The following is a 16151-nucleotide window of genomic DNA, read 5'->3' on the forward strand; positions in this document are numbered from 1 at the left end:
TTTTTATTTGCTATGTGGCTTTGAAGGAAAACATCGGTTGACTTGTTTCTTGTAGTCCAGATATTTTTTGCCGAACTTTTTTCCCAGCCATTTTTCTTCGGTATGTATCATCAGCAGGGTAAGAAAAAGCCAATAGAGAAAGGGGAGGAAAAGCAGAAGCAGATTGTTGCACAGCAGTAGAGTTCCTGTACAGATAAACAAAAAAGCTGTATAGATCGGATTTCTTACCCATGCATAGATTCCTGAGGTTACCAATCTGTTGTGCTTGATCTGTCGGTCAATCTTTGAAACAAACACTGCTTTTGTCCAAATATAGATGCCTGTGGCTATGAGAAGTACTGCAAGGATGGCTATAAGGGGGTAGAAGATGCCGAAAGATACGGCACGTACCATATCTCTTACTGTGACATATGTGGCTGCAACAGTAATGAAAAGAACTGTAGCAACATAGATAGGACCGACACCCATGAAGGGCAAAGGCTTGGCCTTGTTGTCCATAAGCACCTCTGGCTGATTGGATTTCTCTTTATTTGTTCGCTAAATATAACAAATTTGAAAGAATATTTCTACAGCAAAATATCACTTGCCTAACGAAAATATTAAGAAGCTTTCTTATACACTGGGAAATGACATGTTTTGTGGGCTAATGTACCGATGTAGCAGAAAGGCATTGATTCTTCCTTATAAAAGAAAAGCCTTTGCCTTGGGTACCATAGAAAGTACTTGGTACTGTTCCTGATCTCTCCTTGGAGAAGATTGATGACTATAGTAGAATCAACTCAATAGGAACCAGATGGCAAGCGGCCTGGTGTTCATCGGAGCACGGAACAGATGCTTTTCTGCATTTACTGCTGCAGGAGTCCTGAATTGGAGTGCCCCTTCTTCCTGGGTAGCAAGCAGGGCACTGCTGATATGCCTTGCTTCATCTTCCAATCCGAATTCTTTCATCATCGCTGTAGCCATCCATGCAGATCCGATGAGGATTTCATTGACCTGGACCTCAAGTGCATCTCCGCCGTCTGCCTCAAAGTGGGTCCGTTCCGGGGTTGCTATGAGCAGTGGTCCTCGGGTGCCATCCATATAGTTCATGAAATTATATTTGTAGAATGCCTTGAGATGTGAGACGATCATCTGTTGGGTGACGTAGTGCAACTTGTCGAAGTACCCTGCCTTTTTCAGCAGATAGAAGCCGAATACAGCATCGGAACTAGTACAGTCGAAGTATTTGCCCTGGTCACACAATCGGAAATATTCTCCGTTGTAGAGGTGCTGGGCCATGGTCTTGTCAGCTTTTTTTGCAAGTACGGTGCACTCTTCTGCAAAATCCTGTTCTCCTTGCTTTGCTGCAAGGGAGGCCAGGACAAGAAGGGCGGCAAGCGTAAGTGAACCACTGAATGATGAATGTCCCTTGATCCCTAGGTTGTCCCATGTCGTATCACCGAATACCTGATGGTCAGGCAGTCCTGTCTGATCCAGTTGCCCGATCATGAAAGTTCCACAGGACTTCAGTTTTTCCCAGGTATCCTTGTCTATTTCTTTTGCAGTCAGTTTCGCATAGAGGTAATAGCTGAGGATAAAACCTGGGTTGTTGTCTTTCCAAAGGTTGGAGTCATCCCGCATCTGGTACCCGTTGATCTTGGCAAAAGGATCTTCTGCCGCACTGCCCATGTCATGGGGTAACTTTCCTTCTACCAGGTTCTTTCGTAGTTCTTCTCGCCTGTAGATCATATTCATGTGGGGAATTTCCAATGGGATGGCATTGAGATAGTCCCTGAAGATGCAAGCTGTGAAATCCGGCCAGAACTTTGCCAGAGGGTACCATACGTAGGGCCAGATGTCGGAAGTATTGTAATAATAATAGCCGATGTCAAAACCTTCGATTATGGCTGCATGCTCACAGTTGCCGAGTATCGGTTCTTCGAACCCTTCATTGACTTGGCTGACACAGCCGGTCATCCATGCAGTTCCTGCATTGACGAAATACAGTTCGTTGATGGCTGCAGCTATCGTTTGCTTGGAGCATGAGGCAGCTTTCAGGAGCAGGGAAGTATGCCATCTGTGTATCCTTTCTCTGAAAAGAGGTCCTGATAACATGGCAAGACGTCCGATGTCCAACGCATTTCTTCCGTTTGGACCGAAGTACTGTGTGTATTTTCGTAACCATGCTCTTCCTTCGCCGAATTGGACCTGTGGAAAATCAAAGGCAAGGCAGAAACGGAAAGTGCAGGAACGGTTGCCGGCTATTTCTTCTCCTGACGTCACTGCCATGGCAAGAGCTTCATCCCAATGGGCCTGCCATGTGCAGCCAGTCTGGGGCAGCAGGCCTGTCATGTCGAACTGATGTTCTACCCAGGCTCTGGTATATTTCTGTTCTTCTGGTTTTTTTTCGACCATGTTCTGTCCGGCAAGGAAGCAGGCTTCACTGCTTTTCCTGCTGCATCCGTTTGCAGCGGCAACAAGCAGTTCTCCTTCCATTTCACCTCTGAGCAGGTGTTTTTCATGTCTTGTACCTATCGTTCCATGGAATAGGTCGGTTGCTACATAGGTTCCTGAATTTCCGGCACTTGTCTGTGCCGGATAGAGCCTGCCACCTCTGTCGATGGTAGTCATAGGTCGGAATTTCCAGCCTAGAAGGTTTGGAAAGCACAGCAGACAGTCTACCAGCAGGGATTCTTCACCACGGTTGTCTACATATACATCGATGAAGGTTACCGGTAGGGATGAAGCTTTGTCGTCTTCAGGGATGATCGATGAGTAGAATTCGACGGTGATGTCGAACGGTACATCTTTGCCCTCATAGCGTTCCTGACAGACAGGAAAAAGCGAATGTACCGAGCGCTCGAATCTATTTGCAATGGCTCCTTCTTCGTTCAGATAAAAAGATCCCGATTTGTCTCCGTATTGCCATCGTAACTTAAGGAAGCAGGTGTCGATGTCCTGCTTGATATGAATGCCGCTTTGCAATTGCCATCTGGAAAAATGTCCGTCCAGGTCCCTGCTGAAGACCGGGGCTCCTATGCCTCCGAAGAACATGCCGCATTTTGGGCCATCATCGTGGTTCCGTGCCTTGGGACGGTAACCTGTCCTGCCTTTTTCATATGACTGACCGTAATCCAATACTTCGCTGTATCTGTTCTTCATCTATGTGCATCCTTCAAAACATGTCTGGAAAGTTGACCGTTATCCTGTTGATACAGTCCAGCATGAGCACATGTACCCATGCTATGTCAATACCGAAATTTCCAAAGAAAGCCGATGGAGAACCGAAATAATCCCATTGTGTCTGGTTGATCTGTTCAGGAACCCAACCATAGTATGCACTGCTTCTGCCAAGGGTATCTCCAGGACGGGATATGAGTTGTGATGAAGCTTCTATGATAGTCCCTGCTTGCTTTGCATAGATATGATCCTGCGTGTAACGCGAAAGCCTGAGCAGGCTCCATGCAATCTGCGGTCCATAGAAATCCAAGTGATGATGGGCTATGGAAACGGCTGACAGGCCCCTGGTATGGAAATTCCTTTTACCAAGCATTGAACCTTCCGGGAACACTATGTTGTCTTGGAAGATCCATGTGATGAGGAAATCTGCACAGGTTTTGATGAGGTCCAGGCAATCTTCGGTATGGAAGTCCGGAAGTTCATAACAATCGAGCATGGCATCCATCAAAGCTAGTCCGGCTTCCTTGTCACATGAATCAGCATCGAGCGTGTCCGCATAGAATTCGCCTTTTCGAATCAGATCGGCGTAGTATGCATAGGCTTTCCTGATAGATTCGGTTATAGTTGCATCAGATACAATCCGGCTGTAGTTGACCATCAGCGAAAGAATATGTGCACCGTTCGTACCGATTGCGTTGACACAGGTTCCCTGGCAGTCCCACCACCTGCCGTAACTTCCGTCCTGTAGCTGATGCTCTGCATAGAATGCAACGACTCTTCTTACCACATCGAGATATTTCCTGCCATTTTTTTCGCCGAGGAGGGTATAGATCCGCAGGTATGCAGACATGGCTTCTCCGTTGCATCTGGCGTTGATCAGATTGCGGAATTCATTGTGTTCCCCTATGCCGAGGTACCCGCCCCAGATATCCTTCCGTAGGTCATGGCAGTCCATGAAATGCCCTGGGCTCCGTTCTGCCTGAAGAAAATACTCTGCAATGCCTATGCCTAGGTCATGATAGAGTTGATCTGGCGGCAGACTGAACTTTTGTTCTTCTTTTTTGAGAATGTCTGCAATCTGCGGGGACATCCCAGCCTTGAGGTCTCCTATGTCCGTTTCAAGGAAAATGCAGGCAGCTTCAAGGCTTTTGACCAAGAAAGAAGCACTTGTGAATTCATAGATAGGCTGGTAGTCTCCGTTACCTTCGCCCATTTTTACATATGCCAGTTTTCCTTCCTTTCTGGTCAAAAAAAGCAGATGTCTGAGTAGAAGTCCTCTGAAATCTGCAAGGTTGAGTGCGGGTTTTTGTAAATCTTTTTCTGAAGAAAAGAAAGCCGTGACAAATCTGTTATAGAAAGCAAATTGCCTTGTCTGTTCTGCAAAACCTATATAGTATTCCTGGCTTATTTCCTGGCCAGCTTCCAGAGCTATGGAAGAGGAATCTTCTGAAGCTGAAGTGTCTTCAAGTGTCTGTTTGCCTCCGTAGCAGTATGGCCATTCTTCTGCCGGCAGCCGATAGGTGACACTGCCAGTGTCCCAGCTGACGCTGGTCTTGATGGTATTTGCCCTATGGCCTGCAATAAAGACATTGTTTCTGTCTGTTTTCTGAATGCAACCCGGTATGGACATCCTTGTTTCGATGAAGGACCATTGCCTTGCAATATCCAGATTGGGGAAAATACCTTTGCCTTTGAGATTTTTCCTGTACAATACGCAAGGAATGAATATTTCAGCATCGTCATCCAGCCCTTGGTGCGCTATTGATAGCTTGAGTTCATAGTTGCCGGCTTGGCGTACCTGTACATGCCTTGTTATCTTCATGAAAGGGCCGCCTGTCTGGATTTCATCATCAATTGACAGTTTGTTGAAATCATAGCGAAAGATTCCATCTCGCTGTTCTGTCCTATGGCAAGCCAGCTCAGTCCTATTGCACCGTACTTTGGTGGTAAGGACTATGCTTCTTGTTTCTGAGAATGAAAATTCAAATCCGTCTTCCATCGGTTTTTCCTCGAACATATTAGCTTTAACCTTTGATGCCTGATAATGCAATGCTTTCGACAATCTGTTTTCTGAAAATTACATAGAAGATGAACTGTGGTACCGAAGCGATGACGGCTCCTGCAAGTATCAAGGCGTATTGGGTACCGTGGCTACCTTGGAAGTTGGCTATGCCGACTGTAATGGTATACTTTTCCGTATCATTCAGGACGATCAGGGGCCAGAGGAAATCGTTCCAGCTGTTGATGAATGACAGAATGGTGACGGTAGCCAGTGCCGAAGATCCTAAGGGAAGTATGATTGACCTGAATATCTTGAAACGGTTTGCCCCATCGATGAATGCTGATTCTTCAAGTGCATCAGGAATACCTTCGAAGAATTGCTTGAGGATGAAGATGCCGATCGGCAATGAAACCCTTGGCAAGACAGCTGCCATGAAGTTGTTTATCAATCCATAGCTGTTGAACTGCAGGTAAAGAGGAATGATAAGTACTTGGAAAGGCACCATCATACCGGCCATGACCATCCAGAAGAGGATGTTCCGACCTTTGAATTTGATCTTTGCGAAAGCATAGGCAATCGGTGCATCGACGATAAGCGTCATCACCATGGTAAGGCCTGCGATCACTATGCTGTTCAGCAACCAGTTGAGTATGTAGGTGGAGGTGAAGGCCTTGATGTAATTCGCCAATGTAGGATGCTGGGGAAAAAAGTGGAAAGTCTTTGCTACTACTTCATCTTCCAAATGCAGGGAGGTAAGCACCATCCATAGGAAGGGAAAGACCCAAACTGCGAGGATGAACAGCTCGAAGATCCTGAGAAGTATCCGACCTGCCGAGTTTCTACTGGTTGTCATATTTGCCTCCGAGTTTGTTCAGCAGTAAGGAAGAAACGAGGATGATAATGAAGAGAACGTAGCTCATAGCTGCGGAATATCCCATCTTGAAGTATTGGAAGCCGGTTTCGTAGACATATTGGATAAGCACCCTTGTCGTTCCATAAGGGCCTCCTCCTGTCATGACGAATACCTGACCGAAGACATTGAATGAAGCAATTACCTGGAGAATCAGACAAAGGCTGATGGTCGGCATAAGAAGCGGTATGGTAATCTTTGTCACTTGTTGCCGATAAGAAGCTCCGTCCATTTCTGCCGATTCATAGATTTCCTTTGAAATCTGTCGTATACCGGCTGACATCAGGATCATATTGAAGCCTGCGGTCCACCAGAATGTGGCGATGCAGACCGACCACATGGCCCATTTGGGATCTGTCAGCCAGCCGACAGGCTTTCCACCCAATGAGACGATTACATGGTTGAAAAGTCCGTACTGTTTCTGCATCAGCCAAGCCCAGAGGGTGCTTACTACGGTCATGGAAAATATGTAAGGGACGAAGAAGATGTTTTCTCCTGCTTTTCTGAACGGAGACTTTGAATTTACGTACAATGCCATCAGAAATCCCAGGGCAAGCAGGACCGGAGTAGTGATGAGTACGAATTCAAGTGTATGCCAGAGGGAAGAATAGAACTTGCTGTCATGGAACATGGAGATGTAGTTCTTTATTCCTATGAATGTACTGCTTCCCAATATATTGTACTTGAAGAAGCTGATGTACAGTCCGTACATCAATGGATAAATCATGAAGAGAGTAAATACAATCAGAAAGGGAAGACTGAAAATAAGGCCATCCCTATTGTTCTTGTTGCCTGGAATCATGTGTTGCCCCTAACAGGCGGGGAAAAGGAATTTCCCCGCCATATGTGTTGTTGTTTGCCCGATCAGTATGTTGCGATGATCTCGTTGATCTTCTTTTCCATACTGGCAAGAGCTGTCTTGGGATCGGTATTGTTGGCTACTGCATATTCGAGCAGGTCGCTTATCGTCCCGTAGATTTCGTTCCATGCAGCAGTATCAGGAGGTGCTACGGTACTTGCAGCTGCAGCTGCATAGCCACTTCTGTACGGCATGGCCTTGAATGCTTCGCTTTCCTGTACGGATGTCCTTGTAGGAATATGTCCTGCTTTTGCCCACATTTCGCCATGTGCTGTTATCCAGAGCATGCAGTCGAGGGTATCCTTGACAAGTTGGGGGTCACTTGCTTTGTCTGCAGGAATAGCAAGGGTATGGCTACCTGTCCATGCGGCAGGTTTGCCAAGAAGTCCTGGAAGAGGAACAGCGGTAAAATGCAGGTCTTGAGCCGATTCGAAGGTACCGGTTGCCCAGACACCATTGAAGTGGAATCCGGCTTCACCGAGCTTGAAGGTGTTTACTGAAGTATCATAATCGAGTCCCTTGGGTGTGACTCCTTCATTTACCATGTCCTGCAAAGCTGTCAAAGCCTTTATACCATACTCGTTGTTGAAGTTGGCTTTGCTGTTGTCTGCAGTAAGGAAGGTACCGCCTTGCTGATAGATCATGCTGAAGAACAACCTGGTCAGTGTATAGGCCTTGTAGACTGCGGTGGTATTGTCACATGCAATACCCATGTTGCCGGTTGCCTCAATTGCCTTTGCATCGGAGAGCAACTCATCCATTGTCTTCGGCAGTTCCGTGATTCCTGCTTTCTTCATCAGATCTGTATTTGCATACATGATCAGAGGATGTACATCCAATGGGAGTGCATAGAGCTTTCCGTCTGTCTTGCAGGCATTGAGAGGGGCTGCAACGAAATCATCCAGAGGTGCATTCATTGAAGAAAGGTAACCGTCCAAGGCAAGCAATTGCCCGTTGGGGACGTAATTCCTCAGATTTGCCTGGTGGATGACGACCATATCAGGGGCAGTTCCTGCAGCCAAGGCTGCAGTCAGCTTCGTGTAGTAGTTGTCAAATTTGACAGTATCGGTCTTCATCTGGATATCCGTATGGGTAGCATTGAACTTGTCGATGATAGCATCGAAGAATTCTCCGTCCCCACCTGTAAACAATGACCAGAATGTTACGACCCTTGGTCCTTTTGCTGCGGCTGTTTCAGGTTGTGCCTGTGCACCGACACTGAAAGTTGCCAAGCTGGCTGCCAATAGCATGGCCAACAGCTTTTTTGTTTTCATAAATTTTCCTCCTGTTTTTTGCTTTCGCCATATTTATTCAGGGCAAGATTCCCTGAAAATTAACCGCGTCTTGAGTTCTATGCTTTTGTAATCAAGCTGTGGGTCCTCGATATGTCTCATCAGTTCTTCTGCTGCCGTGGCACCTAGGGAAAATTTCTGTACGTCAACGGTACTGAGACTTGGTTGCAGGAACTGCGATATCTGCAGGTTGTCATAACCAAAGACTTCGATATCAGTGGGTACGCTGAATCCATTTTCGCTGAGAGATTTCAACACGCCGATGGCAAGCAGGTCATTGAAGCAGCAGATAGCTGTGAAATTACGTGATTTGTTCACATCATGGTTGACTGCACTGTATCCGTCTTCTATATGTCCGACGGTCCTGTGTACATATTTCGGATCCTCCGACAGTCCGGCATCTCTCATGGCCTTCAGATGTCCCTGAAGTCTCAGTTCTGAGTTCCGTACGTTCTGTGGACCTGCAATATAGAGTATATGCCTGTGGCCTTTTGCTATTAGTTTTTGTGTAACCCTATACTGGGCATCAAAATCATCATGTACGATTGAATGATCGTCTATGCCCTGGATACCTCTTCCTACGAAAAAGTAAGGTATTTCCAGGTTCTTGTAAAATTGTAAGGTTGCTTCATTGAGATCTACAGGGACAATCAGCAGGCCATCGACGTTTCTGCTTGAGAAAAGCTTGACATCTGCCAATTCCTCTTCGGCTTTTTCCTCCGTGTTTACCAGAATCATGTGGTAGCCGTAGCTCCTTACTACGCTTTCGATTCCTCTTACTACATCTGCAAAGAAGGGATTTGATGAATCTGCTGAAACTACTCCGATGATTCTGGAATGCCTGGAGCGGAGACTGGAAGCTATGGAATTATAGATATACCCCATTTCATTGGCTTTCTGCCGTATGGTATTCCTGGAAGTCTCACTGAGCTTCCTGTCTCCCCTCAAGGCTCTGGAAACTGTGTTGATTGAGTATCCGGTAGCCTCTGCAATATCTTTCATCAATACCCTGCTCATGGATTAATAGTAACATGATAGTGTAGGTAATGCAAGAAAAATATTGTTATAATTTATTTGTGTATAAAAAGATACTTAGATTAACGTTAATCCTATGGTCTGACTTTAACATCCAATTTCATACTAATAAATCCTTTAGGGCCGTACCGTCAGTATCTTTCAGTTCCCCTCCCAGGATTGCTGCAAAGGTCGGGGCTTCATCTACCAGTTTGGATTGTTTCAGGATTGCTCCTTTTTTGAACGAAGGACCTTTTGCAAAGAAAATCGGTTGGGGGCCTTTTGATGGCAGGTAACCATGGGTGGCATGTCCTCTTCTATAATCAGAAGTGTCAAAACTACTGATGACTGGCCTGATGCAGCTTTCCCCGAAAGAGGTATATCCGTCCGTTTCAATTACGAACGAGAAATCACCTGCCAGTCCCCGCTCATGTGCCGCTTCTTTGTCAAATACTTGGGAAATACCATAGATTCCTTCATCGGCAAGATGATGCAGGTAGTGTTCCAGGCGTTCCGTTTCCATCCTGTTGTCAGGATGCTTCATGTAGACCAGGCCGCTCATACCGGTAGATTGGCTATAAGCTGTCCAATCCGTCACATTCCCAAGCTTGTCTGTCTTTATATAACCGGCATCGGCAAGGAATACGTTGAAATTAAGTATCCTTTGGATGTCCATCTGTCCGTGATCACTCAGGACGACGAAATCCGTGTCATCGAGGACATGTCTGTGTTCCAAGGCTTTTCCTATGGCACCGAGGTAGGCATCACAGTATTCGATGCCTTTATGCACATGTGCGTTGAAGAGGCCGAATTCATGTCGGAGGCTGTCTATGATCCCCACATGGAGGAACATCACTTCCGGCGCATATCTTTCTATGACATCAACGGCACACTGGACTTGGAAGCTGTCAATTTCCGGTTGCTTGGCGATATAGTCCTTGCCGTATATATGGTCGATGGGAGGTGCAATGAGATGTTTGTTTTTCGTTATGATATCAAGCATGTCATTCCCAGAACCTCTTCTGCGGAAGTTCTCCTCAATTGAAACGGAACCGTCCAACAACCAATATTCGTCGATGAGATAGTCAATGTTCTTGTTTTTGCCGGTAACTGGCCAGAAGACTGAGCCTGTTGAATAACCCAGCTTCTTTGCCAAGGAAAAGATGTCTTCCCTTTTGACGCCGTCACTGTCCCATACCCATTCGCCTGTTTTTTCCTGTGGTTCAAACGGGCAGTTTGCTACGATGCCATGTTTTGCAGGATAGCAGCCTGTTGCAATCGTCGTATGGGCGGGGTAAGTAATGGAAGGGTAGATGCTTTCGACACTGCTGACACTGCAGCAGTCACTGAAATATTTGCGATAATTGGGCAATGTCCTCAGATAGGCAAGGTCTTCCTGTACGGTTGCATCCAACGATATGACCATCAGTCTTTTCTTTTCCATGGTGATATACTCCTTTGTTGGTTTGTCATTATAGGCAAATCAAAACAAACGTCAATAGGAAACAAGTCTTTTTATCACAATAATTTACAGTGTTACCGATAACCCTGATGCATATGGTTCCCCCGATGTTGCGACGATAAGTAGGAATGGAGGTGAGTTTTTTCCCCGAATGCTTTTTTATTTGAAATCCATTTCTGTACCATGTGGCAAAATGACAGGTTGCAGATTGCCGGAACAATATAGAGAAAAATACAGGCCTGATGGTTTCGATGAAGTAGTTTCCTATCGATAAATTTTCTTTCCTATAAGGGAACATTACTCTTGAATACAATCAGCTATAAATCCTACAGATGAATCCAGTTCCATGACAGTGAACGGATTTCCTATCTGGCCTACTATACCTACAGCTATGAAAAATTGGTAGTATTATGGGGCAGAAGTGGTTTTTAGCATAATTCCATGGAGAGATTGTTCCTTTTATTCCCAATGTTTATTTGTTCGGTAACTATTCGTGTCAACTATAATGAAAATATATACTAACTAGAAAGCATATTACTTGCTCTCATGAGACTGATTAAGGGAATTCAATGTCAGTGGGCTATTATATCTTGTATTTTCTCAAAATTGATGTATTAAGAGAAAATGGATTACGATTGGATTATGCCAAAGGCTTTAATAAATAATATAATTTATTATTGTATATATACCTAGTTGTAAAATTATTTCTATACTTACTTGATTGGATAACTTTTTGCTTGACAGATATACAACCTGATGGTATACGTATATCAATTAGATGCGCATCTAAAACATTGTCAGTGGATATGGCTGAAAGGATAAAATCCCTAGCATGTTTCTGATATTTTTTCGTAATGGGTAGGTGCGATAATTCTACTCAAAGAGGAGGTTTTGAGATGAAAAAGATCTGGTTGATATCTGTATTTATTATTTTTGGAAGTTGTTTCCTGTTTGCGAATGGAACACAGGAGGCAAGTCCCATTGAGTTGACTTTCTTCTGTGGTCATGGTGATTTGGAACAGGGGACAAAAGAAATTGTTTCTGCATATGAACAGGAACATCCTAATATCAAAATCACGACTATTTTTAATTCAAAGGATTATTCGACACAGTTTCAGTCAATGATGGCAACAAATACATTGCCGGATATTATTATGGTCGATCAGGAGCGTTTGGCTGAATTGGTAAAGACCAATATTTTACTTGACCTAAGTGATAGACCTGTTGCCACGCGTTTGTTCGATGTAGCCAAAGAACCAAACACAATTGATGGTAAATTATATTCAGTTCCATTCCATTTGCAGGGATATGGTTTGCTTTATAGTCCTGAATTGTTGAGTAAGGTAAAAGTTGATAAGGCTCCTGCAACTCTGGAAGAATTGAAAACTGATGCGAAAAAACTAAAAGATGCTGGTATTACGCCGTTTACTCCGATGTTTAATGAAACTTGGGCAGATGATCAATATTTTCTTTTTGGCATAAGTGCCATGTTACAGGAAGATCCTAAACTTATTGCGGGTCTTTATAATGGTTCGATAAAGTATACGGATGCCAGATTTGCAAAAGTATTTGATTATATCGACGTATTGAAAAACAATACGGTGGAAAATCCGTTTTCCTATGGATTTGGTGAAGGTGCGAGTTATTTTGGACAAGGCAAGGCTTCCTTTGCTGTACATGGGGATTGGATTCTTAGGACTGCACTGAAAGTAAATGCCAATCTTGATGTTCACCTTGCTCCATTGCCGTGGTCTGATGATGCAAAGCAAAATAAAGTTATCATTGGAGTCGCAAATGGTATGGGTATCAACAGGAACAGCAAACATCTCAAGGAGACAGAAAATTTCTTTGATTACTATACCACGCTTGATTCTGCACAAAAGCTTTCAAAGTATAATTTTGCCTATGTACCACAGAAAGGCTTTGATACCAAGGATTTACATGAAGTTTATGCAGATATTACTTCTGCATTGGAATCTGGAAATGCAATTTCTTGGGAATGGTTAAAAGTGGCACCCGGTGGTGTCAAGCTTGAAGTGGGTCAATCTATGCAGGCTTATCTTAGTGGTCAACTTACAAGACAACAGGTACTCGAAAATATTCAATCTGCATTTGAAGCTGCCCAGAATTAGCTTTGTATCAGTGTGGATTTTAGTTTTATTGATAATTTTCTTCCGATTGTTTGATTGTTATTGCTTGCAGTCGGAAGAAATTGGATGAGTTCAATGACAAAACACAAGCATTTGTATTCAATAGATTATTTTCTGTTTATTTTTCCTGCCCTTTTGTTTTTTACCGTCTTTTTTCTTATTCCTGTGTTCAATGGTATATGCTATAGCTTTGTTCGATGGAATGGCTTATCACAAACAAAAGTATTTGTCGGAATTGATAATTACAAAAGAATTTTTTCAGATGAAATTTTTCTTTCGTCATTCGGGAACACTATCAAATTTACGATTTATCATGTTATAGCGATCAACATATTGTCCTTGTTCCTTGCTTTGCTGCTTACAAGACAGGTTTTACATGGACGTTTCTTTTTCCGTGGAGTATTTTTCTTACCCAATGTGCTGAGTCTTATCGTAGTTGGACAGATATGGAAATTTATTCTTGGGCAAGCTTCTTTTGAACTTGGAAAGAAAACAGGTCTCTGGCTTTTTTCAATAGGATGGCTTAGCAATCCAAAAGTTGCTTTGTATTCTACGATTATTGCATCAATATGGCAGGCTGCAGGTTGGTATATGATGATTTATATTGCAGGTATTCTTGCCATTCCAAGCAGTCTGTTTGAAGCTGCTACTCTTGATGGGGCCGGCAGTGGATATGTATTCCGTCATATCACTTTCCCGTTGATTATACCCTCGTTGACGATTTGTCTTTTCCTTTCGACAATAAATTCCTTGCGTGTTTTTGATATCGTATATGCAATGACAGGAGGGGGACCTGGACATGCAACGGAAACAGCTTTACTGAATATCTATAACACGACATTCAATTCATTGCAGTATGGATACGGGACTGCAAAGGCAATTATATTATTAGGTATTATTGTCATTGTCTCTTTTGGTCAGCTCATATTGCTGAAAAGAAAGGAAGTTGCCTTATGAAATACAGGACTTCCATTAAATCGTTTGCAATATATTGTATTCTTATTGTTGGTGCCATTATTTTTCTTGCACCGTTTTTCTTTGTTATCATCAATTCTGTAAAGAGTGATTCTGAATATCTGGTTTCAAAGCTCAGCATACCTAAGACAATATGTTGGAACAACTATGTCGCTTCAATGGCAATGATGCAGTATGGCAAAGCTTTGTTCAATTCCCTAGTCATTACAATTCTTTCTCTTTGCGGTATCTTGGTCGTAGCTTCCATGGCAGCTTATAAGATTGCCAGAACTGCAGGTAAGTTCAATACTTTTGTTTTTTTCTTATTTTTGAGCGTATTTGTCGTACCCTTTCAATCTGTAATGATTCCAATTGTCGTAATGGTCCGTAATCTACATCTTATGGATTCTCTTTTGGGAATGATTCTGGCATATATCGGACTTGTTGCACCTACGGCTATTTTTCTATATCGGGGATTTGTACAGACCATTCCGATTTCATTGGAAGAGTGTGCCCAGATTGATGGAGCTACACCTTTCCAAGTCTTTTCACGAATTGTTTTGCCTTTGTTGATACCGATTACCAGCACTATAATCCCAAGATGCCCGAAATTGTAGCACTACATTTTTAACCCCAATGCTTCCTTGAACTTTCCTGAGTCAAGACTTGAGGGAACATCAATCCCAAAGGCCCTGTAGCATTCCTTTACTTGCCTGTTCGGAGTTTCGACTATGACTGTTCCGTCTTGTTTCCTGAAGCACATCAGGGACTGTGTCCTGCCGATGATTTCCGCAAGCGGATGGCCATCCCCATTCGCTTCCTTCCTGAACAGAAGCGTGATGATGAGGCAGATCATATCTGCAAGGATCTTGCCCCGTACCGTACAGTCGGTCCACTTTGCAAGGGGAAGCAGCTTGAGATATGCCTTGGATGTCTTGAAGGCTCCTTCTATGTCGGCACGGTCAAAGTAGCGGGAAAGAATGTCCTTGGGGGCAGCCCGGTAGTTTGCAATGAGTACGAAATATCCGAATTTCACTGTCAGGAAGTCCTTGTCCCTGGCACTTAGCTTCCCGTATGCATCCTCATCCCTCAGGATGCTGTCACGGAATCCCATGAGCGCATTTTCCTTGTCGACGAACGGATAGAGGAACATATGCGCATCAAAGAGCCTGCCCTCCTGGCAGGTCCCGAAATAAGTATGCCTGTTGCGGACAAATGCATATTTGCCCTTTGGGATCTGCTCCTTGTGCCTCCAGTACAGTTCCTTGTATGGATATCCCTTCCTTGCCGGCATCCTCAGTATCAGGGACTTGTCCCCGCAGTCAGAAAACGCCCTTATGATTTCCTTTGATGCATATCCGGCATCAAGGGTGAGGGAGCCGACGCTGATGCACAGGCTTGACTCCACGTCTTCCACGATGCCCATCACCGTGCTCACGTCAAGCAGGTTCCCCGGGATGATGTCGAACCATACCGGAAGGGAATGCCGTGCGTCCAGTACCAGGACAAGCCTCATCATGCAGGCGCTCCCATGTACCCCGTGGCTGCACAGTGCATCGAAGGGATTGTCCGCCATGCTGTTCGGCAGGGGGGTCGAATCCACATAGCACGCATTGCCGAAACCAGGATCCTTCATCTTCATGAAGGACACGAACCCCTTGAAGAATGCCATCTTCACACGGTCATCCCCCAGCAGGGAGAAGAAGCCCGAATCACAATGCAACGAGGCTGTCCCTATGTCATCAAGGAGGTAGGCTGCAAAGGACTTGTCCAGGAAGCTGTCACACGATATCGCACTTCCGTTCCTCAGTATCCCATGCAGGAGATGGGCATACACCCTCTGGAGGTCCTTTTTTTTCGTAAAGACGTCCTCCAGGAGCCCTGCCAGCCCCTGTTTCCTCAGAAACTCCAAAAGGAGATAGGCATCCCCGAAGACGGTGTGTACCTCCTTCTTCAGTTCCCCGTGCGACATGATCCTCCCGTCATCGTCATCAACGGGACTGAACTCATCCTTTTCCACATCATAGGAGACAAGGCCCCTGGTCGGAGAAACGAAGACCCCCCTTTTCTTTGCAGCATCAAGGAATATTATCTTCCCCAGCACTTCCCTTGAAATCTGCCTGGAATGATATTTCGCTCCACGGACGTAGGCAACGTCCTTGATCGAAGCCGAACCGGATATGAAATTGCCTGCGGCATCGCAACAAGTCTTCTGAGTTTTGATAAAAGCCATGTTCGCCTCTTAAGTAGTCCCTTATATCACTACATAATATACAGCGTATTACAACTTATATCAATAATTCAAAAGAAAATATTCAAACTATTTGGAATGTAGTACTACAAAATCAT

At 44.4% G+C, this 16151-nt stretch carries 12 protein-coding genes; 3 read left to right on the forward strand and 9 right to left on the reverse strand.

The features are described 5' to 3' along the window. Nucleotides 1-3: 3 nt before the first annotated feature. From LKE40_11430 to LKE40_11465, 8 genes are all read right to left on the reverse strand, one after another. Nucleotides 4-498: an isoprenylcysteine carboxylmethyltransferase family protein gene (locus LKE40_11430; GenBank protein MCH3918039.1), complete on the reverse strand. Its 495-nt coding sequence runs from the start codon at nucleotides 496-498 to the stop codon at nucleotides 4-6. Nucleotides 499-774: 276 nt separating this feature from the next. Next, nucleotides 775-3141 (reverse strand): non-lysosomal glucosylceramidase, encoded by a 2367-nt coding sequence (locus LKE40_11435; GenBank protein ID MCH3918040.1) that lies wholly within the window; start codon nucleotides 3139-3141, stop codon nucleotides 775-777. 13 nt (nucleotides 3142-3154) lie between these two features. Then, on the reverse strand, nucleotides 3155-5158 hold the full coding sequence (locus LKE40_11440; GenBank protein MCH3918041.1) for a hypothetical protein: 2004 nt from the start codon (nucleotides 5156-5158) through the stop codon (nucleotides 3155-3157). A gap of 25 nt (nucleotides 5159-5183) precedes the next feature. Then, a complete protein-coding gene (locus LKE40_11445) occupies nucleotides 5184-6014 on the reverse strand; it encodes a carbohydrate ABC transporter permease (protein ID MCH3918042.1) in 831 nt (276 codons plus the stop codon). Beyond that, nucleotides 6001-6873, reverse strand: coding sequence for a sugar ABC transporter permease (locus tag LKE40_11450; GenBank protein MCH3918043.1), 873 nt, complete (start codon nucleotides 6871-6873; stop codon nucleotides 6001-6003). The genes LKE40_11445 and LKE40_11450 overlap by 14 nt, the downstream gene beginning before the upstream one ends. A 62-nt stretch (nucleotides 6874-6935) precedes the next feature. Continuing rightward, nucleotides 6936-8204: an ABC transporter substrate-binding protein gene (locus tag LKE40_11455; protein MCH3918044.1), complete on the reverse strand. Its 1269-nt coding sequence runs from the start codon at nucleotides 8202-8204 to the stop codon at nucleotides 6936-6938. Nucleotides 8205-8237: 33 nt separating this feature from the next. Beyond that, nucleotides 8238-9239, reverse strand: a complete 1002-nt coding sequence (locus tag LKE40_11460) for a LacI family transcriptional regulator (protein MCH3918045.1) — start codon at nucleotides 9237-9239, stop codon at nucleotides 8238-8240. Between the two features lie 118 nt (nucleotides 9240-9357). Then, a complete protein-coding gene (locus LKE40_11465; protein ID MCH3918046.1) occupies nucleotides 9358-10680 on the reverse strand; it encodes an ectonucleotide pyrophosphatase/phosphodiesterase in 1323 nt (440 codons plus the stop codon). 914 nt (nucleotides 10681-11594) lie between these two features. Between LKE40_11465 and LKE40_11470 the strand changes: the two genes are divergently transcribed. The 3 genes from LKE40_11470 to LKE40_11480 all read left to right on the forward strand — a co-directional run bounded on the left by LKE40_11470 (nucleotide 11595) and on the right by LKE40_11480 (nucleotide 14419). Further along, nucleotides 11595-12830 carry an extracellular solute-binding protein gene (locus tag LKE40_11470; GenBank protein MCH3918047.1) on the forward strand — a complete coding sequence of 412 codons (1236 nt, stop codon included), beginning with the start codon at nucleotides 11595-11597 and terminating at the stop codon, nucleotides 12828-12830. A 93-nt stretch (nucleotides 12831-12923) separates the two neighbouring features. Then, the gene (locus tag LKE40_11475) at nucleotides 12924-13805 is read left to right on the forward strand and encodes a sugar ABC transporter permease (GenBank protein ID MCH3918048.1); all 882 of its coding nucleotides are present in this window, start codon (nucleotides 12924-12926) and stop codon (nucleotides 13803-13805) included. Continuing rightward, the gene (locus LKE40_11480; protein ID MCH3918049.1) at nucleotides 13802-14419 is read left to right on the forward strand and encodes a carbohydrate ABC transporter permease; all 618 of its coding nucleotides are present in this window, start codon (nucleotides 13802-13804) and stop codon (nucleotides 14417-14419) included. The genes LKE40_11475 and LKE40_11480 overlap by 4 nt, the downstream gene beginning before the upstream one ends. 2 nt (nucleotides 14420-14421) lie before the next feature. Here LKE40_11480 and LKE40_11485 read toward each other — a convergent pair whose 3' ends face one another. Continuing rightward, complete coding sequence (locus LKE40_11485; protein ID MCH3918050.1) at nucleotides 14422-16035, reverse strand: transposase; 1614 nt, start codon at nucleotides 16033-16035, stop codon at nucleotides 14422-14424. Between the last annotated feature and the right edge of the window lie 116 nt (nucleotides 16036-16151).

The organism is Spirochaetia bacterium, assembly GCA_022482625.1.
Taxonomy (GTDB): domain Bacteria; phylum Spirochaetota; class Spirochaetia; order Sphaerochaetales; family Sphaerochaetaceae; genus Pleomorphochaeta.

Coding starts and splice junctions, on each gene's coding strand:
- LKE40_11440 (MCH3918041.1), bottom strand. CDS start 5,158: ATGGAAGACGGATTTGAATTTTCATTCTCAGAAACAAGAAGCATAGTC.
- LKE40_11475 (MCH3918048.1), top strand. CDS start 12,924: ATGACAAAACACAAGCATTTGTATTCAATAGATTATTTTCTGTTTATT.
- LKE40_11460 (MCH3918045.1), bottom strand. CDS start 9,239: ATGAGCAGGGTATTGATGAAAGATATTGCAGAGGCTACCGGATACTCA.
- LKE40_11445 (MCH3918042.1), bottom strand. CDS start 6,014: ATGACAACCAGTAGAAACTCGGCAGGTCGGATACTTCTCAGGATCTTC.
- LKE40_11480 (MCH3918049.1), top strand. CDS start 13,802: ATGAAATACAGGACTTCCATTAAATCGTTTGCAATATATTGTATTCTT.
- LKE40_11470 (MCH3918047.1), top strand. CDS start 11,595: ATGAAAAAGATCTGGTTGATATCTGTATTTATTATTTTTGGAAGTTGT.
- LKE40_11450 (MCH3918043.1), bottom strand. CDS start 6,873: ATGATTCCAGGCAACAAGAACAATAGGGATGGCCTTATTTTCAGTCTT.
- LKE40_11430 (MCH3918039.1), bottom strand. CDS start 498: ATGGACAACAAGGCCAAGCCTTTGCCCTTCATGGGTGTCGGTCCTATC.
- LKE40_11435 (MCH3918040.1), bottom strand. CDS start 3,141: ATGAAGAACAGATACAGCGAAGTATTGGATTACGGTCAGTCATATGAA.
- LKE40_11455 (MCH3918044.1), bottom strand. CDS start 8,204: ATGAAAACAAAAAAGCTGTTGGCCATGCTATTGGCAGCCAGCTTGGCA.
- LKE40_11465 (MCH3918046.1), bottom strand. CDS start 10,680: ATGGAAAAGAAAAGACTGATGGTCATATCGTTGGATGCAACCGTACAG.
- LKE40_11485 (MCH3918050.1), bottom strand. CDS start 16,035: ATGGCTTTTATCAAAACTCAGAAGACTTGTTGCGATGCCGCAGGCAAT.